Annotated in this window: 15 protein-coding genes and 1 rRNA gene; 8 read left to right on the top strand and 8 right to left on the bottom strand. The window is 60.9% G+C overall.

Annotation, left to right across the window (positions count from 1 at the left end):
• Window positions 1-123 precede the first annotated feature (123 nt).
• From HZ994_14665 to HZ994_14640, 6 genes are all read left to right on the top strand, one after another.
• Window positions 124-1,188 carry a hypothetical protein gene (locus tag HZ994_14665; GenBank protein ID QTN33501.1) on the top strand — a complete coding sequence of 355 codons (1,065 nt, stop codon included), beginning with the start codon at window positions 124-126 and terminating at the stop codon, window positions 1,186-1,188.
• Between the two features lie 210 nt (window positions 1,189-1,398).
• On the top strand, window positions 1,399-2,913 hold the full coding sequence (locus HZ994_14660) for an arylsulfatase (protein QTN33500.1): 1,515 nt from the start codon (window positions 1,399-1,401) through the stop codon (window positions 2,911-2,913).
• A 107-nt stretch (window positions 2,914-3,020) separates the two neighbouring features.
• Window positions 3,021-4,235, top strand: a complete 1,215-nt coding sequence (locus HZ994_14655; protein ID QTN33499.1) for an efflux RND transporter periplasmic adaptor subunit — start codon at window positions 3,021-3,023, stop codon at window positions 4,233-4,235.
• A 106-nt stretch (window positions 4,236-4,341) separates the two neighbouring features.
• On the top strand, window positions 4,342-5,772 hold the full coding sequence (locus HZ994_14650) for a sulfatase (GenBank protein ID QTN34410.1): 1,431 nt from the start codon (window positions 4,342-4,344) through the stop codon (window positions 5,770-5,772).
• A 117-nt stretch (window positions 5,773-5,889) separates the two neighbouring features.
• Window positions 5,890-8,436, top strand: coding sequence for an ATP-dependent helicase HrpB (hrpB, locus tag HZ994_14645; GenBank protein QTN33498.1), 2,547 nt, complete (start codon window positions 5,890-5,892; stop codon window positions 8,434-8,436).
• Window positions 8,437-8,491: 55 nt separating this feature from the next.
• Window positions 8,492-9,310, top strand: coding sequence for an alpha/beta hydrolase (locus HZ994_14640; GenBank protein ID QTN33497.1), 819 nt, complete (start codon window positions 8,492-8,494; stop codon window positions 9,308-9,310).
• A gap of 41 nt (window positions 9,311-9,351) precedes the next feature.
• Here the strand turns inward: HZ994_14640 and HZ994_14635 are convergent, their stop codons facing one another.
• From HZ994_14635 to HZ994_14620, 4 genes are all read right to left on the bottom strand, one after another.
• On the bottom strand, window positions 9,352-10,653 hold the full coding sequence (locus HZ994_14635; GenBank protein QTN33496.1) for a DUF1501 domain-containing protein: 1,302 nt from the start codon (window positions 10,651-10,653) through the stop codon (window positions 9,352-9,354).
• Window positions 10,654-10,671: 18 nt separating this feature from the next.
• Window positions 10,672-12,597, bottom strand: coding sequence for a DUF1549 domain-containing protein (locus HZ994_14630; GenBank protein QTN33495.1), 1,926 nt, complete (start codon window positions 12,595-12,597; stop codon window positions 10,672-10,674).
• 66 nt (window positions 12,598-12,663) lie between these two features.
• On the bottom strand, window positions 12,664-13,782 hold the full coding sequence (locus tag HZ994_14625) for a hypothetical protein (protein QTN33494.1): 1,119 nt from the start codon (window positions 13,780-13,782) through the stop codon (window positions 12,664-12,666).
• Window positions 13,779-14,513, bottom strand: a complete 735-nt coding sequence (locus HZ994_14620; GenBank protein QTN33493.1) for an NYN domain-containing protein — start codon at window positions 14,511-14,513, stop codon at window positions 13,779-13,781. Before HZ994_14620 ends, HZ994_14625 begins: the two co-directional genes overlap by 4 nt.
• Before the next feature lie 184 nt (window positions 14,514-14,697).
• Here HZ994_14620 and HZ994_14615 point away from each other — a divergent pair, with 184 nt between their 5' ends.
• Entirely contained in the window at window positions 14,698-15,690 is a 993-nt protein-coding gene (locus tag HZ994_14615; GenBank protein QTN33492.1) for a serine/threonine protein kinase, read from the top strand.
• Between the two features lie 6 nt (window positions 15,691-15,696).
• On the opposite strand, the gene HZ994_14610 is transcribed toward HZ994_14615, so the two are convergent.
• The 3 genes from HZ994_14610 to HZ994_14600 all read right to left on the bottom strand — a co-directional run bounded on the left by HZ994_14610 (window position 15,697) and on the right by HZ994_14600 (window position 18,155).
• Window positions 15,697-16,473, bottom strand: coding sequence for a zinc-dependent peptidase (locus tag HZ994_14610; protein ID QTN33491.1), 777 nt, complete (start codon window positions 16,471-16,473; stop codon window positions 15,697-15,699).
• Window positions 16,474-17,736: 1,263 nt separating this feature from the next.
• Window positions 17,737-17,943, bottom strand: a complete 207-nt coding sequence (locus HZ994_14605) for a hypothetical protein (protein QTN33490.1) — start codon at window positions 17,941-17,943, stop codon at window positions 17,737-17,739.
• The gene (locus tag HZ994_14600; protein ID QTN34409.1) at window positions 17,847-18,155 is read right to left on the bottom strand and encodes a transposase; all 309 of its coding nucleotides are present in this window, start codon (window positions 18,153-18,155) and stop codon (window positions 17,847-17,849) included. Before HZ994_14600 ends, HZ994_14605 begins: the two co-directional genes overlap by 97 nt.
• Before the next feature lie 105 nt (window positions 18,156-18,260).
• Between HZ994_14600 and HZ994_14595 the strand changes: the two genes are divergently transcribed.
• A complete protein-coding gene (locus tag HZ994_14595) occupies window positions 18,261-19,250 on the top strand; it encodes an IS630 family transposase (GenBank protein QTN33489.1) in 990 nt (329 codons plus the stop codon).
• A gap of 79 nt (window positions 19,251-19,329) precedes the next feature.
• On the opposite strand, the gene rrf is transcribed toward HZ994_14595, so the two are convergent.
• A 5S ribosomal RNA gene (rrf, locus tag HZ994_14590) occupies window positions 19,330-19,445 on the bottom strand.
• Window positions 19,446-19,471 lie beyond the last annotated feature (26 nt).

Raw genomic sequence — 19,471 nt, 5'->3', positions numbered from 1 at the left:
CGAAATGCGGCGGAAAGTGAGAATTTCCATGCAAGGGATGCGTATCTTGCATACAAGCCGTTCCATCCGATGAGAAAGCCCTGCCAACCCCGGCTCGCAAAGCCTCGCTCCAAAGGCTTGCGGATGCTCACCTTGATCGCGTCCGTGGTACCGGCGGCCGGCCTTGCGGATCCTGGGGATTTCTACACCCAGCGCGGGACGGACAAGACCTTCGCCGAGATCATGGAGAGCGGCGACCTGGAAACCGGCAGCAACACCACCGGTGGGCTCACCGGTTCGCGCATCAGCGTGAACGAAGCGCTGCTCAGCGACGGCCCGAATGCGCGGCGCAAGATCCCCCAGGAGATCAACATCCACACCCTCGCCAACAGCTCCATCCAGAGGCGGGATTTCCCGAAATGGACAAGGTGGTACCAGGAGGACGGCAACACCCAGGTCTTCCGGCTCTTCAAGGGAGAAACGAACGTGCGCAACGCCCGGGAGCTCGCCGCCCGCGTGGAGGCCTTCAGCAAGCTCAACTGGACGGAGGGGAAATGGCACGAATGGGTCGGCACCTACACGATCATCAAGCCTCACGGCGCCGCGATCTTCCAGGCCAAGAACAACGTGAATGACTGGTCGGTACAGCTCAACATGAGCGACGACGGCGACATCAAGCTCAACCACCGCCGCGGCGAGGACAAGACCATCGCCCGCAACATGACCGGCAAACCCTTCCACATCCGCGTCCGCGACAACGGGCGCGACTACGAGGTCTTCCTCAACGGCAGGGAGGTCGGCAAAGGCTCCTACGCCCGCCCCGAGGGGCAAAGCTCCTTCCGCTGGGGCATGTACCTTGGCGGATCGCCGCTCCGCCACGATGCCATGATCCTCGTCACCGGCGCGGAGATCGACCCGCGCAAGATCGATGAAACCGGCCTTGAAGACCTTTCCGGAAAAACAGTTGCGGAACCCGCCGCCGAAACCCCGCCGCCTGTGGAAGCACAGCCCCCCGAAGGCCTCCCCATCCCCGCCAGGAAATGGAACAACAAGGAGGGGGTCGCCATCACCGCACCGGGTGTCTTCAAGGTCGGCGATGACTTCGTAATGCTGAAAGTCGGCTCCCGCTGGGTTTCATACTCCCTCGCCGATCTCGCGGAGGATGACCGCGCCGCCCTCCTCCAGGCGGCGGACTTCGTGGAAAAGTGAGGAACGCGGGAACGGAAGCCAGACCCACGGATCGCCATGGATTCCCGATGAATTCCTCGGATCCGGCCACTCCTCCCCCGGGGGGGTCGGGATGAATTCCCCAACCATGCTCACATCCGTGCTTTCCATGAAATCCGTGGCTCCCATCCCTGAATCAAGGCCTACCTCTTCCTCCTTGCGGCGCGGCTTGGCACGGTGGAGTCTGGCGGCATGAAAACCCTCCCCGCACTTCTTTCCCTGTCACTGGCCTGCGCCGCGTCGGCTTCGGAAAAGCCCAACATCATCCTCATCATGGCGGACGATATGGGCTGGTCCGACATCGGCTGCTACGGGGCGGTTCATATCAGGACGCCGCACATCGACCGCATCGCCCGCGAGGGGATGCTTTTCACGCAGTTCTACAACAACGCGAAATGCACCACCACCCGCGCCTCCCTGCTCACCGGGCTTTACCCGCGCAAGGGCGGCAAGGGCATCGAGCTCATCGGCAAGGACATGCTGACGCTCGGCGAGGCCTTGCGCGGGGCGGGATACTCGACCGGGATGAGCGGGAAATGGCACAACGGCAGCTCGGTGGGTACGCGGCCATGGGATCGCGGCTTCGATGAGGCCTACGGGCTGTGGGACGGCGCCAGCAATTTCTTCAACCCCTTGCAGCCCGACCCGAAATTCAAGGGCGGTGCGGTGCGGGTCTCCGGCCACAACGACGATATCATCACTGAATTCCCGGCAGGTTTCTACGCCACCGATGCCTTCGGCGACCACGCCGTCGAGACAATCAGGAAGCACGCGAAGTCGGGCAAGCCGTTCTTCCACTACCTCCCCTTCACCGCCCCGCATTATCCGCTCCACGCGAAGCCGGAGGACATCGCCGCCTACAAGGGGAAATTTTCCGCAGGCTGGGACTCGCTCATCAAGGAACGCCGCGCGAACCAGATCAGGATGGGCTTGATCGACCCAGAAACATGGCCGGACATACGCGGCATCGACAAGGTCCAGGCATGGGACGAGGCCAAGGGCATCGGCGAGGATTGGCAGAACCTCCGCATGGAAACCTACGCCGCGATGGTCACCTCGATGGATCACAACATCGGCAAGGTGCTCGCCGCACTCGACGAACTCGGCATCGCCCGCAACACACTCATCCTTTTCCTCAGCGACAACGGCTCCTGTTCCGAAACACCCGGCGGCAACGACACCGCCCAGATCCCCGGCCCCAAGGAATTCTACTCCCATGTCGGCCCAGGCTGGGCGCACTTCCAGAACACGCCTTTCAGGAAATACAAATCCACCTCCCACGAAGGCGGGATCGCGACCCCCCTCGTCGCCCGCTGGCCGGCTGCGATCAAGCCGGGCTCCAGGACGGATGCCGTCGGACACATCATCGACTTCATGCCGACCTTCCTCGCCGCGGCCGGGACGGAATATCCAGGCGGGGAAAAACTGCTCCCGCTGGAGGGCAAGAGCTTGCTCCCCCTGTTCAAGGGCGAAGCCTCCATCCGCAGCCCGGACGACACCCTCTTCTGGCACTGGGCCGGCACCCGCGCCGTGCGCCAGGGCGATTGGAAGATCGTTTCCCACGGAAAATCCAAGGCCTGGGAGCTCTATGACCTGTCAACCGACAGGACGGAAACCAAAAACCTCGCCTCCAAGCACCCGGATCGGGTGAATGGGCTAGCCGGGAAGTGGGATGATTGGGCGGCCGCAACCGGGGTTAGGAAGTAGCCATGGGATGGATGGGGATTTCAGGCACCCCCCAAATCAATGCAACAAACCCAACCCCATATTCGTAGTTGGAAAATCCCCGTTCCCGGCGGATGTTCCCGCCCCGCATGAAAATCCTCGTCAGAGCCGCCATCCCCATTGCCATCCTCGCGATCGGCTTTGGCGCGTGGAAATGGCTCGGCATCCCCGTGGAGAAACCGAAGCCCCAGCACCAAGCCCGCCAGCGCCTCCAGACGGAGCGATGTGTCCTGAATCCCACCTCCTACAAGGTAATCATCGAGACCCAGGGCAACGTGCGCGCCCAGCAGGAAGTCACCATCACCCCGCTCGTCGCCGGCACAGTCCTCTCCATACTCCCCGCCTTCGAGGACGGCGCGTTTTTCAAACAGGGCGATGTGCTTCTCGAACTCGATCCTGCGGATCTTGAAACGGCGGTCTTCGCCTCCGAATCCCGCCTTGCACGCGCGGAAGCCGCCCTCATCCAGGAACAGGCGCGCGGCAAGCAGGCTCGGCTCAACTGGGACGAGATCGCCCCCGGCGAAGCCCCCTCCCCGCTCGTACTCCGCATCCCCCAGCTCCGCGAGGCGGAGGCGAACGTCAGCGCCGCCCAGGCGGAGCTCGATCAGGCACAGCGAAACCTCCACCGCGCGAAAGTCCGCGCCCCCTTCGATGGCCGGGTCAGGCAGCGCCTCGTCGGGGTCGGCCAGGCGGTCGGGGCCGCCACCCCGCTGGGTGAAATTTTCGGCACGCTCACCGCAGAGATCCGCCTGCCGCTTTCCCCCTCCCAGCTGCCCTTCGTCGATCTTCCCGAGGATGAAACGGATCAGCCCGTCGATGTCCTGCTGACAGACGCCCTCGCCGATCCCTCCCAGCCCACCACGCACCAGTGGAAAGCCCGCATCGTCCGCACTGAGGGTACTCTCGATCCTACCTCCCGCGAGCTCTTCGCCATCGCCCTCATCGAGGATCCCTTCAGCCTCGGCTCGAATCTCCCCCAGCTCCGCATCGGCCAGCCGCTCCGCGCCGCCGTGTCCGGCATCACCCTGCAAGATGTCTTTGTCATCCCCCGCACCGCCATGCGCAGCCTCAACCGTGTCTTCCTCATCGATAAGGACGACCCCAAAATCCGCCGCACCGATCTCTCCCCCATCTGGTCCAACTCTGAAGTCCTCATCGTCCGCAACGGCCTCACCCCCGGCGATTGGCTGGCGACATCGCGCCTCCCGTACGCCCCGGACGGCGCTCCCGTCGAGATCGTCGATCCCCCACCCTCCGAAGCGGCCGCCGGTTCCCCCTCCACCGCAGCGCCCGAGGATTCCTGACCCATCCTTGCCTCGTCGTGGTCTGCGATAAATGAAAAAACCATCCTTTCCGAAACAGGGAGCCAAAATGGCTCTTAGCCTATGCCACGCCATGGGTCTCGCCACAATGGCCTTGTACGGCCATGTTCATGGAAGCGCTCCAAACATCATCCTGATATTCACCGACGACCAAGGCTACGAAGACCTCGGCTGTTTCGGTTCGAAGACCATCAAGACCCCGAACATCGACAAAATGGCTGCCGAGGGCTTGAAGCTGACGAACTTCTACGCCCAGCCGGTTTGCGGCGTTTCCCGCGCGGCGCTGATGACCGGTTCCTATCCGATCCGGATCGCCGAGCCCGGCAATTTGAAACATCTGCACACGGTTCCCCACGCCGACGAAACCACGATGGCCGAAGTGCTCAAAGCGGCGGGCTACGCGACCGGCATCATAGGCAAATGGCATCTGACAGCCAGGGGCAATGGCCCCGGCGGATTCGATCCACTGACAATGCCGAACGCCCAGGGTTTCGACTATTTCTACGGCACGCCGCTGTTCAATGGCTATACGGTCCGCGTGGACGATGTGAAGCTGCGGGTGCCGGTTTTCCGCAACCAGGATATCGTCATCAAAGGTACCGAGAGCTGGGATCACATCACCGCCGACTACACAAGGGAAGCGGTCGAGTTCATCTCCGGGAACCGCGACAGGCCATTCTTCCTCTACCTTGCCCACAATATGCCCCACATCCCGCTGGGAGCCTCGGAAAAATTCAAAGGCAAGTCCGAATACGGCCCCTATGGTGATGCAATCGAGGAGATCGATTGGTCGACCGGACAGATCCTCGGAAAACTGAAGGAGCTTGGCATCGATGAAAACACGCTGGTCGTTTACACTTCCGACAACGGCCCATGGGTGGAAACCACGGCTGGCATGAAACCGGGTGCGAAGCCATTCATTCCTCGCAACCACTCCGGCTCCGCAGCTCCTCTCAAGGGATGGAAGATGTCTGCGTGGGACGGAGGCTGCAAAGTCCCTTTCATCGTCCGCTGGCCGGGAAAAATCGCGGCAAAACGCTCCAGCGACGAACTCCTAAGCACCATGGACCTTCTCCCCACCTTCGCCAAACTCGCTGGGGCAGAACTCCCAGCAGACCGCACACTCGACGGATACGATGCAAGCCCCTTCCTCCTCGGGAAAACCGAGGCTAGCCCAAGGGACGATTTTTTCTACTACACCGGTTGCTTGCTCAACGGTGTGCGCTCGGATCGCTGGAAGCTCGTGCTACCACGTCCGGCAAACCCGCCCGGAACCGGCTGGTGGGGCCGCATGATCGAAGCTATTCCGGAAATCCAGCTTTACGATCTCAACTCCGACCCCGGAGAAACCTCCAACCTTGCTCCGCAACATCCTGAAGTCGTGGCCGATTTGTTAAAGCGCATCGCCGCCGCGCGCCTTGAACTTGGCGACATGGACACGGTGGGCAAAGGTGCGCGGAACTTCGACAACAAACCCCGCAGCATCGAAAGCCTTGGCAAGCGACCGAAGCAGAAGTGATTGCACCGGCAGCTTCCAAACACCGCGCGAGATAAAAGCAATGCCGTCCATCACTGTCGCCACGCCCCCCTTTGGCTTCGCTGCCTTTGCCACGACCGCCCCGTACTGAATCACCCCGTGCGCCTCCCCATCCACGAAATCGAAGCTGAGATCCGTTCCGCCGCTTCACCGGCAACACTGTCGCGCATCCTCCTGACCGCACCGACCGGCTCGGGGAAATCCACCGAAGTCCCCGGCATGATCGCCGACCTTCCGGAAATCGCTGGCCGCGTCATCGTCATCGAACCCCGCCGCATGGCCGCCCGGCTGCTCGCGGGATTTGTTGCAGGAAACAGGAAATCACAGCTCGGCCAAGAGGTTGGATACGCGGTTCGCTTCGATACGAGATACACCGCGAAAACAAAGATCCTTTATCTGACCGACGGGGTCTTCCAGCGCATGCTCCATGAAAACCCACAGCTCGATGGCATCTCGGCGGTCATCTTCGATGAGTTTCACGAGCGCCGCCTCGCGGTCGATATCGCACTCGCCCGCTGCCTCGATCTCCAGGATGGCACACGCCCCGATCTCCGCCTCGTCGTCATGTCCGCAACACTGGAAACGGACACACTCGCCAACTACATGGCTCCCGTGACCGAGCTCAACGCAGGCGGCAGAACCTATCCCGTCGAGATCCTGCACCGCCCCCACCGGCCCGCCACAAACCACCGCCATGCCGGCCCGCAACGCGAAGCACCCGTCTGGGAACAGGTTGCTGCACTCACCCGCGAGGCGCTCACACTTCCCGATCCCGGCAACATCCTCGTCTTCCTCCCCGGCACCCACGAGATCCGCCGCACCATTGAGCTGTTAGGGAACTTACCCGCCGCAAAGTTCTACGACATTTTCCCGCTCTACTCCGCACTGCCCCCCGCCGATCAGGAAAAGGCGATCCGCCCTTCCGAGAAACCGAAGATCATCGTCTCCACCAACGTAGCGGAAACCTCCCTCACCATCCCCGGCATCCGCACGGTGATCGATTCCGGCCTCGCCCGCGCCTCGGCCTTCGACCCCCGCCGTGGCATCAACACCCTGCTGATCCGGAAAATTTCCCGCGCCGCCGCAGACCAGCGTGCAGGCCGCGCAGGCCGCACCGCACCCGGCCGCTGCCTCCGCCTCTGGAGCACCGGCGACCATGCAAAACGCGAGGAATTCGAAACCCCCGAAGTCCACCGCATCGACCTGTCCGAAGCGATCCTTCTGCTCAAGGCGGCAGGCGTCCTTGATCCGCGAGCCTTCCGGTGGCTTGATGCCCCCACGGAGGACAGCATCCTCAAAGCCGAAACCCTCCTCAGGCAACTGCATGCCATCGATGCCTCCGGAGAACTCACCGAAACCGGGGCGGAAATGGCAGGGTTTCCACTCGAACCCCGCTACGCGCGCCTACTCCTCGCCGGACTACACAACGGTTGCCTCGCCGAGACGGCGTTCATCGCCGCCGTCGTTCAGGGCGAAGGCATTTTCCCCAAGGGTAAGGGCGGCGGCGACCGCAAGGATTTCATCTTTCCGGACGATCCATCGGACTTCGCAGGCGAGCATCGCGCCTTCGATTCCGCCACAGCGATGAACTTCGATCCCCGCCGCCTATCCCAGCAAGGCATACATGCCCGGGGGGCGAAGGACACCGCCATGATCCTCTCGCGGCTTCTCGGCATGTTTCCGGAGAGATCCGTCGGAAAAATCGACTTCCATGCAAACCGGGAGGCCGTCGCAAAATCCATACTCGCCGCCTTCTCCGACCAACTCGCCATCCGCCTCTCCCAGGGCAACCTTGCCTGCCGCCTCGTCGGCAACCGCCGCGGCCGCCTCGACGACCAATCCTGCGTGCGAAAAGCCGACGCCTTCGTCGCCTGCGAGATCACCGAGGTCGAGGCGCGTGAAACCACCACCCATCTGCGCCTCGCAACGGCCGTCGAGATCCCGTGGATCGAGGAACTTTTCCCCGAGGCTGTCAGCACCACGGACGGTGCCGCCTACGATGAATCCCGCAGGCGCGTCGTCCGCCTCCGCGAAACGAAATTCCGCGATCTCGTCCTGGAGTCGAAGGAAACCGACCAGAACGTCCCCCTCGATGCCGCCGCGGAAATCCTCGCCGCCCGCGTCCTAACCGGAGAACTCGTTTTGAAAAACTGGGACTCGCAGGTCGAGCAGTTCACCCACCGCCTTGCCTGCATCTCGAAATGGATGCCAGAGCTGGGCCTGCCGACATGGACGGACGAGGATCGCATCGCCGCGATTTCCCAAATCTGCCACGGAGCGGTCAGCTACAAGGAAATCAAGGAAGCCGATGTCTGGCCCGTCCTCAACGATTGGCTATCCTCGCACCAGCGCCATTTGTTAGACAGCCATTGCCCGGAGCGCATCCACCTCACCTCCGGCCACTCCGCCAAGATCACCTACCACCCGGACAAGGATCCGTTTTTCTCCTCAAAGCTCGCCCAGCTCGTCGGCACCGACCGCACCCCGACCATCGCAGCAGGCCGCATTCCCCTGCTCGTCCACATCCTCGCCCCGAACCAGCGCCCCTGGCAGATGACCAAGGACATCCCGAACTTCTGGGCGAACGGATATCCCCAGATGAAAAAGGAACTCGCGGGCCGTTATCCCCGCCACCCTTGGCCGTGATATCACCTGCGCATTCCGTGATTCCATTTTCCCAATACCGTGCGAATGATCCGGGATGGACTGGAAACGCATCCTCATCGGCAAGTGGAACTGGAAGAAGCCATTCATCTCCCTTGGCTCGATCTATTTCATGCTCCTGCTCACATCCTGTTTCTTTGCGGACCAGCTGATATTCGTTCCGCCATCCCCGTCCTACACCAGCTCGTATCCTGATCTTGGTTTGCTCAAATCCACCCGGGGCGAGTCCATCGCCTACGTCCACCTACCCGCCGACAAGGGAATGCCAACGATCCTTTATTCCCACGGCAACGCCGAGGATCTCGCCCAGTCTGAAATCATCTATGAGGAACTCCACGCGCGGGGCCTCGGCGTGATGGCCTACGACTACCCTGGATACGGACAATCAACAGGAACGCCCAGCGAGGAATCCTGCCAGCGCGCCATCCAGGCGGCATGGAATCACCTAGCCGACACCGGCATCCCCCCATCCTCAATCATCATCGTCGGAAGATCCGTGGGCAGCGGACCATCCGTCTGGCTGGCTTCTCGTGAAAAACCTGCGGGGCTGGCGCTTATATCCCCCTTCAGATCCGCTTTCACCGCAGCCATTCCCACCCCCGTATCGATTTTCCCCGGCGACAGGTTCCCCAACATGGGCCGCATCCGATCCATGCATCATCCTTTGCTCATCATCCACGGCGAGGATGACCGCGTGATCAATGTCTCCCACGGGAAGAAACTCTTCGCCGCCTCACCCGCCACCGACAAAAAACTCCACCTGATCCCGGACGCCGGCCACAACGACCTGTTCAACATCGCAGGCGAGGAGATCGTGGATCTTGTCGGAAAGTTCGCCGAACGTGTGGCGAAGTGACGGTCGCACGACCGGAGCCGGGCGTTCCGGAAAGCCTCCCCTCACCCGAAGATCGAGGTCACCGGAGACCCCTTGTCCGCGATCTTGAACGGGCGTTTCGTCGGGGACATGAGCACCAGATCGTGCGGTAGCCCGAGGGCATAGGCGATGGTGGCGTTGAAGTCCTGAACCGTCACCTTGTTCTCCTTCACCTTGCCGCCGGTGGAATCGGTTTCGCCGTATTTCATGCCACCTTTTACGCCGCCGCCCGCGAGGACGCAGCTGAAGGCACCCGGGTGATGATCCCGCCCATCGCCGTGCTCCGCCTTGATCTCCGGCGTGCGACCGAATTCCGTCGCAACGACGACCAGCGTATCCTTGAGCTTGCCGCGCTTTTCCAGATCAGAGATGAGTGCCGCGTAGGCTTGGTCGAATTCCTTGCAGCGGCCTTCCACGGCGGTGAAATTATCATAGTGCGTGTCCCAGCCTCCGAGTTGGACCTCGACGAAACGGACATCGTGCTCGACGAGTCGGCGGGCGAGCAGGCAGCCCTGCGCGAAATTTCCGCTGCCATACATCTGGCGTGTCGCCGAATCCTCCTCGCCGAGGTCGAAGGCCTTGAGATCCTTGGAATTCATCAGTGCGATCGCCTCGCGATAAAGCTCCTCGTAGGCTTTCACATCGGTGTTCGGGTAGCGGTCGTGGAACTGCTTGTTGAGCCTGTCCGCGAGCGAGAGGCGGCGGGAGAAATCCTCTTTGGAAACATCCCCGGAACGGTGCGAGTCCTGCAAGCCTTGGTCGGGGCTGCCAATGGGAGCGGCGGAATATTTCGCACCGAAGAAACCGCCACCGGTGAGCTCCGGGGAGGAGTTCACGGCGACGAAACCGGGCAATTCCGGGTGCAGCCTGCCGCCGAGTTTCACCACCCATGAGCCGAGCGCCGGATGCTGGATCGTGCCCCGCTGGCTGTAGCTGGTGTGCATGATGTAGCTGCCCTGCTCGTGAGCGCCCTGGGTCGAATTGAGGGAGTTGATGATGCAGAGCTTGTCCGCCACCTTCGCCGTCTCCGGAAGGTATCCGCTGATCTCCACCCCGTCCGCACTCGTCGGGATCGCGGTGGCGGGGCCCATGACTTCCTTTTTCTTCGGCTTGGGATCAAAGGTGTCGAGGTGGCTCATGCCGCCGGACATGTAGAGGTAGATGACGTGCTTCGCCTTCGCGCCCTTGGCCGCGCCGTCGGGTGCGGCGCTGGCGATGGAGGAGCCGAGCATGGGGAAAAGGTGGACTCCGAGATAGGCGCGCGCTGCGTTCTGCATGAACTGGCGACGGGTCGGCTCATCGGCCTTGTTGAGTAGGTGCTTCATGGGATTTTCTGTTAGAGATTATTGGAGGAACAGGAACTCGGAGGACATGACCAGGGCGGAGACGATGTTGCGCAGGCCTTCCTCGCCCTGCGATTTCACCTCCTCCTTCATCCAACCCATCTCCTCGGCAGTGGGCGGGCGGTTGAGGATGGCGACGTAGAGACGGCGGATCTTTTCCTCGTCCGTGCTCGCGCCTTCTAGGCTCTTGTAGATGTGTGCGCCGGAATTCCCGACGAGCTGGCGCTGGACGAAGCCGTTCATCAGCGAGAGCACCTGGCCTACGTTCGGCTCCTTGCTCGCGCCCTCGACGACCTCACGGTCCGAGGCACCAAAGAGGTAGAGGAAATGTTCGCGCGGGGCAGGCGATGGCAGCTCGGACGCACGCACAGGGGCATCCCTGCCGTATTTCGTGACCTGCATCGTGTTCATCGACATGGAGTCCTCCCCCTTCGACCGACCGCCACCGCTCCTCACCTTCTGGACGAAGTCGTTGAAATATTTCCGAACCTCCTGCTCGGACTCCAGGGCCAGCACTTCCCTGGAGAGCTGGGGCATGTCCATCTTGCCGACCAGCACCGGCCTGTTGCCCACGTAGATCCGGTTGTCCGGGGTGCGGAACTTCTTCTTGTCCGGGTCGCCGCTTGCGAGGGTGATGAGCGAATCCCAGATCTGCTCCGAGGTGAGGCGTTCGATTTTCCTACCGTGGAAATCGTCGCCCTCCGCGAGCGTAGAGGGATTCGGGTTGGTCGCGAACTGGAATGTCCTGGTGAGCATGAGGACGTGCTGGAAGGCTTTGAGATCGTAATCGAGGTCGTGCATCAGCTTGGAGATGTAGTCAACCAGCTCGGGATAGACGGTGCTGCGCGATTCGATGTATTCGTCCACCGGCTCGTAGATCCCCTTGCCCATTACCCGCTCCCACATCCGGTTCGCGATGACGGATGCGAACTGCCCGCCGGTCTTGGTGACGATCCATTCGGCGAACTCCTTGCGTCCGTCGCCCTCGTCCTTCCTGTCGGACATGCGCACGGATTTCCCGAAGGGCGTCTTGGCCCCGACCATTTCGCCCGGGCTTCCATCGCGGTATTGGTAGTCGGAAGGAAGGTCGATGCGGCCCTTCCCACCTCCGCCGAGGGCCATCCCATAGATCCTGTCCCAGAAAAGCTGCGCCACCTGGTATTCCTGCCCGCGGCTCTGCCTGTCGTCCTGGATTTCCCTCCACAACGGCGCCATGTAATTCTTGTTGAGTTCGTATTGGCCGTTGGTGAAAGCGGCGAGGTGGTAGAAATCCATGCGCTCGGTCTTTCCGAAGGGATCGTCGTGGCACTGGGCGCACTCCATCCGGGAGCCGAGGAAAATCCGCATCGTGTTCGCGAGGTTGTCGAGCGGCATGCCGCGGTCGATCGTGTAGTAGCCGACGGAGGCCGACTCGGGATCCCAGCCATCGCCCGAGCTGCTGACGAGCTGGGTGACGAACTCATCCCATGGCATGTTCCCGTCGATGGCCTTGCGGATCCAGTTCCGGTAGGGTTCGTTGCTCGCCTGGCTGCCCTGCCTGCCGTCGCGGAGACGGAGGAGGTCGAAGGCCCAGTTGGTCATGTGGCTGGGGTAGCCCTTGGAAGCCATGAGGTATCCGATGAGTTCCTCCCGTTTCGACTCGTCCTCGATTTCCAAAAAGGCCAGGGCCTCCTCGGCGGTGGGGATCCTGCCGATGGCGACAAGGAACGCGCGCCGCATGAAGGTCGCATCGTCCGTGACCTCCGGCACCGGCAGTTTTTTCCTGCGGTAGAAATTGGCGATCTGCTGGTCGATCTGGAGCGCTGATTTTTTCAGGAAAGCCGGGTCATCGGCTGGCTTGACCGCATCCCGCAATTGCCCGTGGGCTGGCAGGAGCAGCGAAAGCAGGATCAGTGCACCGAGAAATGGGAGGTTTCGGGTTTTCATTCAGCGGAAAAGGTAGCACCCGCATTGCCGCGGTCAATCTGGCAGTTTGGGAGCCGGAGCTGCCGCTCACGCGGCGCCGGGGACGATATATCCGAAGAAACACCCCCGCTCCCTGAACCTGACCAAGGCCTCGTCCAGTCCCATTTCCATCCTGCGTTTCCCATCGGTGAAAACCAGCGTCCTGACATCGCCTCCGGTATAACCGATGAACACCATAGGCCCGCCTGCCATCATCCAGACGGGTAGGATGTCCCTTGCGCCGATGTGGTAGCTGTTGAGTGCTAGTTTCGATAGATTGAAAACGCCATACAAACCGCCTGCCGGCAGCTCCTGGCTGATCGCACTGCGGCCTTTGCCGGTAACGGCCAAGGAGATCCCCGGGAATGATGCCACCACATCCTTGCCATTTCCCTGCGGCGTGAGAATGACGGAAATCGCCGCGAGCTGTTCCGAGGTCGGCGCGATCTCCAGCTTCTCCGCCAGTCCCTCCAATCCCGGAACTTTTGGCCGTAGCGCCTGCGGGGCGGGAATGGAGATGAGGTGGTAGGAGGTGAAATAACGCTTTTTCACCACCCCGCCCTTTTTGGAAACACCCAGGATCTTGGAAGCCATCTCCGCAGCGGGCCATGCCTTGACCTTGCCCGTCCTCGGGTCATGGCAATGGAAAGTACCCGCCCGGTGCGCGAGAAGCAGGACGTTGTGCGGCCCGCCGAAATCACCGATCACCCGGAGGGATGCGAACTGGCCGGCATCCAGCGCCGAAGCGAGATCGCGGCGGGCGATCTGCTCCGCATCGGCGAGCAACTCTCCCCGCGTCGCCTCGCGGTGGTAGATCGTGACAGGCTTCGAGGGGATGCCGAAGAGATCGAAGAACATGCCTCGGTCGAAGGCGCTCATGAAGGTCGGGTCGCCGTGCCGCAACGCATAGATCCTTGAATTGAATTCGCGCGACTCCAGGGAGCCGTCCGCGATGTTGATGCCGCCGGCCATCGTCAGCACCGGCACGTTTGCAAAAAACGCGCACGACAGGCCGATCTGGCGAGCGCCCGGGGTGACACGCGCCTGTTGGTAGAGCCTGGCAACATCCACCTCGGAGAGCGGTGCGAAGGGTACATGGCCACATGGCGCGACTCCGGATGCCGCCGCAAAAACAAGCATCATGCAAACGCCGACCATATCTTTCATGCCTTTTTCACCCTCACACGGTAGTTCGTCTGGCTGGCGGATTTCTCCGCCTTGACCTCGAAAAGATCGATCGCGGCGAAGAGATCGCTGAGTTTCTTGAATCCGTAGGTGCGGTGGTCGAATGGCCCCTGGTTGGTGATGTGCGAGCCTACAGGCCCGAGCGCGGCCCAGCCATCCTCATCAGCCGCGGCTTTCACGGCGGAACGGAGGGTGTTCATGAGCTTGGTATTGCCCTTGAGCTGGTTGTCAGGGCTGGAGGCAGCAGCTTTCGTGGATTTTGAGGAAGCCACCCGTGGAATGTCATCAAGGTAGAGGAAATGGGTGCAGCTGGCGATGAACGGCTCCGGTGTCTTTTTATCGCCAAAGCCAATCACTTTTTTCCCATCGGCACGAAGGCGCTGGATGAGCGGAGTGAAATCACTGTCCGAGGAAACCAGGCAGTAGGTCTGTATGTCCTTGGTGTAGAGGATGTCCATCGCATCGATAAGCAATGACATGTCCGTGGCGTTCTTGCCTTTCACCAGATCAAAGGACTGCATGGGCTGGATCGCGTAGCCGTGGAGCACCTCGATCCAGCCGGAAAGGCCGCGCTTCGTCCAGTTCCCGTAGGCGCGGCGGATATTCACAACACCATGGCTGGCAAGCTCCGAGATGATGAAATCGATCTTTGCGGCAGGCGAGTTGTCCGCGTCGATGAGCAGGGCGATGCTGTCTTGTGGCGTGTTTCCCATATGCACCTATCATCGGGACAACGGCATCGGTTTCGAGGAAAATTGTCCGCGCTGTTTCCCCCCTGAAGTCAGCACACGCGATCACGTAATGCCCGAATCATCAAAAATATCATACAAACCTCCTATCCAACACCCATTGGTATTCAACATATTTTGAATAAGCATCCACCCACACCCTTACAGCATGTCCCACGTCACGTCCCCAACCCTGGAAATCAAGGATCTCTCCCGTCTATTGCCAGCGTTTGAAATTGAGCACCTGATCGCCGAAGGCGCATCCTGCGCAGTTTTCAAAGCCCGCCAACCCGCGCTCGATAGGGACGTCGCAGTGAAAATACTGCCGCGTGAACTTGCGGCGGATGCTTCCAAGCGCAGTGCCTTCCAAGCAGAGGCCAAGGCGATGGCCTGCCTTTCCCACCTCAGCCTGATCCGCGTCTATGACTCCGACGAGGTGGACGGGATGCCTTACATGATCATGGAATACGTCCCGGGAAAATCGCTTTTCAGATCCTCCAAGGGAAAAGCCATCGATCCAGGGCAGGCGGTGTGCATCACCATCGAGATATGCCGTGGGATTGCTCATTCACACGCAAAGGGGATCATCCACGGCGACATCCACCCTGCCAACATACTCCTGAATGCGGAATGCGAGCCGAAGATCGGCTCTTTCGGCACCGGCGCTGCCGATGCAAAGGCCGATGTCCGCGCCATCGTGAACATGCTGCGCGGATTGCTCACCGGTGAGAGCGAAAGCCAAACTTCCGCGATTCCCGACCTCCGCCTAGCCGCTATCTGCGATGATGCGGAAATGCGCTGCGAAGACGCAACAATCCTCGCCGACCAGCTTGAGCGCTGGCTCTCCTCCGGGTCATCCCGCCTCTTGACCGCAGCTTCGCCAAAACCTTACGCACGGCCGAGACCCGCCTCACCTATCGCCAAGCCTGCCGGGATGCCTAAACGCACGGCATCGCCCGTGTGGGATCTCGTCAAAAGCTGCGCCGTCATCGCCTTTCTCCTCTGCACCATCCACATCCTCTGGGGCGTTTACCAGACAAAGCAGGCGACCGTCGCCCGCATGCAGAAGGAAGAGGATGCAAAGCCAAAGGTCATCCGCATCATGCGCGTTGCCCAGGACGAAAACACCCGGAACCCACTCATCGCCGGCAATATGGAGTGACCTGGCTCATACGAGCCACTCCTTCGGATCCACCCCGTAGAAGTTCCTGAGTTCATCGTATAGATCCGGCCTTATCCTGGAAAGCTGCCGTGGCTTCTCGAAAAAAGTCTCTGTCGCCACAGCAAAAAACTCCGCCGGATCGGTCGCACCATATTGATCGATGAGCGTTCTTTTCCCGGCATCGACCTGCTTGAGGAAATCCGAGTAATTCTCTTGGAAAACCCGCGCCCACGAGCGGTACGCCTCGCGGCTCGGCAAGCCCGGCGCACCATCCGTTCCGCCATCCTCATGGTCAAGCTGGTGCGCGAACTCATGGAACGTGACATTCCGGGCATCATGAATGTTCCGGGCGCCCTGCGCCACCGAATCCCAGGCAAGGATCACCGTTCCGGTCTCCCAGGATTCCCCCAGCCGGTGCACCTCGGCTTCCGTCACGACCCCGGATGCGTCCTGGCGTTTCAGCACGGAGCTGAAGGTTGTCGGGTACAGATAGACCGTCCTTAGTGCAGGATACGGTTCTCCATCGCGGAAAAGGACAAGCATGGCCGCCTGCGCGGCAACCGTAAGGATCATGGTCTCGGTCAGTTCAAGCCCGTTGCAGCCCTCAAAGCGGGTGGATGAAATGAAACGCGCTATCCTTTCATGCAGCAAGGGCCTGAGATCATCCGGCAGCCGTCCGTAAAGCGGCACCTTCTCAAGCAACTGCTCCTTCCACTCCGGCCTGAAGACAGGCGGCACATGCTCCACCCTTGGAAACAGGGATCTTATCTTCCGCCAAATCATTGCACCTACCGGAACGCATCCCGCCTCGCTTGCCAATCGGAATCGGGAAGCCGATGATGCCGGGCGCCTTGAGAAAAACATGCAAACCAAACACCGCCTCCCGATGGTTCCGTGCATCGGAGGCCTCAGGGGATGACATGAGCATCCTCTACGGACGCATTACCGCAGGTTCGAAAACACCCGAATGGATCAGGATCCCCCACAGCGATTGCGACGGGATTGGCGGATTTGCTAGATTGTTGAGGGATGGCGGCGCCGAAATTCCCCTACTACCGGAAACAAATAACCCATGCCGGGATATCATAGCTCCCCTTTGGAAACTCTGGCGCAACAGCCACGCAAAAGAAGTCTGTGCGAACCGGCACGATTGGGAACAACATCCACATACCGGCATACATGGCGCCATGCTACCCGCATGGCACATTTTCAGCGAAGTGGAAACCGCAGATATAATATCGAATTGCCGTCAGCGCGGAGTCTCATTGAATAGCTTCCTACTCAAACACCTGGATCAGGCGATACGCAGAAGCACCCTGCGCCCTCTCCTCCGAATCCCATGGATGATTCCGGTCAACCTGCGAGGCGATATCAGATACCCGGTTGATACGGAGAACCACGTCAGCTGCGTGGAGCCCTGCATCTCAACGGACGACACCGAGCAAGACATCCAGCGCCAGATCCGCCGCCGCCTGGAAGACGGCGAACACCGGGCAAACCACCTTCTCCTCGGCCTCGGCGCGCTCTTGACTCATACAGCCATGGTGAAATACCTCACAAGAGACCGCGCAAAGCCTGAAGGAAACATAGGGGCATTCTCCAACCTCGGTGCCTGGGACGCGAAAGTGTCCAACCCATCCTCCGACTCGTGGTTATTTTGTCCGCCCGTCGTGAAAGGCCAGCTGCTCGGCGCAGGTTGTGTCACGTTTCAAAATCGCCTAGGTCTCGCCATCCGGGCAAGGCCAGGCCTTGCCTCGGCGGATACCGCAGCATGCTGGATGCTTCGCTGGGTCGAAGGCACCTCAGCCCGAATTCCATCGCAATCATCTTAGTCCCCATAAGCCGATGTAAGACGATTCATTGCATACCCTCTGCAATCGTCCTAAATTCCTCCCCCTGCCGTTGCTCTGGTGGAGCGGTGGGAGGTGCGGGCGGTCAGGCGACTTTCTCGGCTTCGACTTCCGCTTCTGTCTTGGCTTTACGCTCGGTGGCGATTCGGGCGGAGGTTAGTGTGGCGGCTTGCTCGGGGGTGGCATCGTGAGGACTTCAACAAGGTAGTCTTCGCGATCGAGTCCCTGGGTCGGCAGTTGTCGAGCAGGGTGTAGATGGGTGCGTTGTTCGCCCCGCTTCGAGGCTGCCGAAGAACATCCAGTCTTTCATGCCCAGCTTGTTGCGGATGAACATGTTCTCGACGAGGTTGGTGTTGAGTTCGAGCGCTCCGTCCCCGAAGCAGAAGAGTATTTTTTGTGCCACTGGTTGGGGGTGTGTTTGATGGCTTGGGCGATGTCGCTGCCAGGGAGGTGCCGCTGGCGTTCAGCGTGGACGAAGAGGTGGAGTACATCAACGATGGAAAGGCTGCGGGCGCGGCGGATGAGTGCGCGGAAGGCCGGTGGTGCGGCGGTTTGGCGGGTCTGCCTTTCGATGTGATAGACTGATTGACAAAAATAATTGCCGAGAAACTCCAGGAAAAGACTGCTACGACCGTTTGAGCCATTCCATCATAGCGGATCTGCCGTCCGCGTCATCTGCCAGACCCTGAGAACTGCCCCATCAAGGAGATCGAGGCGGCCATGGACTGTTCCCCCGACGGCAAGTCGGTCAGGCGGCTCCAAGCCATCCACCTTTTGCTCATCGGTGTCTCCTTCGGGCATGTCGTGCGCAACAGCCGCCGCAGCGAACGCACTGTCCGGCTCTGGGTGGAACGCTTCAATTCCATGGGCGTCGACGGCCTCATCCACCACCCGCAGCCCGGCAGGCCGCGCAAGCTGGCGGGCGAAACCGTCGCCTCCACCATCCTGCCCGTTGTAGACGACCCCTCCCTCGCAAACCACACCCGCTGGACTGTCACCAAACTCTGCGGCTGGCTGCGCGAGGAGAAACAGCTCGACCTATCCTACCGCACCCTCGTGCGCTACCTCCACGAGCACGGCTACGCCAGACGCATCCCGCGCCGCATGCCCGAGCCCCCAGACCGCGAACAATGGGAAGACCGCCGCGAAAGCTTCTGCGGGGAACTCCTGGCCATGCTCGAAGGTCGCGGCTGCGATGTCTTTTTCGGAGACGAGGCAGGCTTCGAGGGCGATCCCCGGCCGCGCCAGAAATGGGTGAAACGCGGTTCCCGCCCGACCCAGGGCTACTACGGCGGGCACGTCCACCAGAATGTTGTCGGCGCGGTCAATCCCGCAAGCGGCCAGCTGGTGAGCCTCATCGTCCCGCACTGCGACGCGGAAGTCTTCCAGGCATTCCTCGACACCATGGCCGCCGAGGTTCCGGCAACGAAAGGGAGGCGCGTCCTGCTGGTTCTCGACAACGCGAGCTGGCACAAGACCAAAAGGCTGGACTGGCACCACATCGAACCGGTCTTCCTTCCTCCCTACAGCCCCGATCTCTATCCCATCGAACGGCTCTGGCAGCATCTCAAAAGCCACCACATGGCCGGATATATCACAAAGCGCGGGGAGAAACTAAACAAGAAGCTCTTCGAGTCCCTGCGCGCACTGCTCGACCGCCCGGAAACCATCCGTTCGGTCTGCCGGACACACTACGAACAACGGCAATAATTTTTCACAAAGCACCTAACAGATTGCCCCGACATTACAAAAAAAGAGCCCGGCTCCAATTACTTGGAGCCGGGCATATACCTGGCGACGACCTACTCTCACAGGACCTATCGTCCCACTACCATCGGCGCTGCAGCGTTTCACTTCCGGGTTCGGAATGGGACCGGGTGGTTCCACCGCGCTCTGGTCACCAGAGGGCAACCCCGTGCAGACACTAGTGC

The organism is Akkermansiaceae bacterium (genome assembly GCA_017798145.1).
In the GTDB taxonomy this organism is placed as follows: domain Bacteria; phylum Verrucomicrobiota; class Verrucomicrobiia; order Verrucomicrobiales; family Akkermansiaceae; genus Luteolibacter.
The sequence above is the reverse complement of the archived record's forward strand: the minus strand, read 5'-3'. Positions and strand labels throughout refer to the sequence as shown.

Coding starts and splice junctions, on each gene's coding strand:
- HZ994_14660 (QTN33500.1), top strand. CDS start 1,399: ATGAAAACCCTCCCCGCACTTCTTTCCCTGTCACTGGCCTGCGCCGCG.
- HZ994_14655 (QTN33499.1), top strand. CDS start 3,021: ATGAAAATCCTCGTCAGAGCCGCCATCCCCATTGCCATCCTCGCGATC.
- HZ994_14635 (QTN33496.1), bottom strand. CDS start 10,653: ATGAAGCACCTACTCAACAAGGCCGATGAGCCGACCCGTCGCCAGTTC.
- HZ994_14620 (QTN33493.1), bottom strand. CDS start 14,513: ATGGGAAACACGCCACAAGACAGCATCGCCCTGCTCATCGACGCGGAC.
- HZ994_14615 (QTN33492.1), top strand. CDS start 14,698: ATGTCCCACGTCACGTCCCCAACCCTGGAAATCAAGGATCTCTCCCGT.
- HZ994_14630 (QTN33495.1), bottom strand. CDS start 12,597: ATGAAAACCCGAAACCTCCCATTTCTCGGTGCACTGATCCTGCTTTCG.
- HZ994_14640 (QTN33497.1), top strand. CDS start 8,492: ATGGACTGGAAACGCATCCTCATCGGCAAGTGGAACTGGAAGAAGCCA.
- HZ994_14650 (QTN34410.1), top strand. CDS start 4,342: ATGGCCTTGTACGGCCATGTTCATGGAAGCGCTCCAAACATCATCCTG.
- HZ994_14625 (QTN33494.1), bottom strand. CDS start 13,782: ATGAAAGATATGGTCGGCGTTTGCATGATGCTTGTTTTTGCGGCGGCA.
- HZ994_14595 (QTN33489.1), top strand. CDS start 18,261: ATGGACTGTTCCCCCGACGGCAAGTCGGTCAGGCGGCTCCAAGCCATC.
- HZ994_14665 (QTN33501.1), top strand. CDS start 124: ATGCTCACCTTGATCGCGTCCGTGGTACCGGCGGCCGGCCTTGCGGAT.
- HZ994_14610 (QTN33491.1), bottom strand. CDS start 16,473: ATGATTTGGCGGAAGATAAGATCCCTGTTTCCAAGGGTGGAGCATGTG.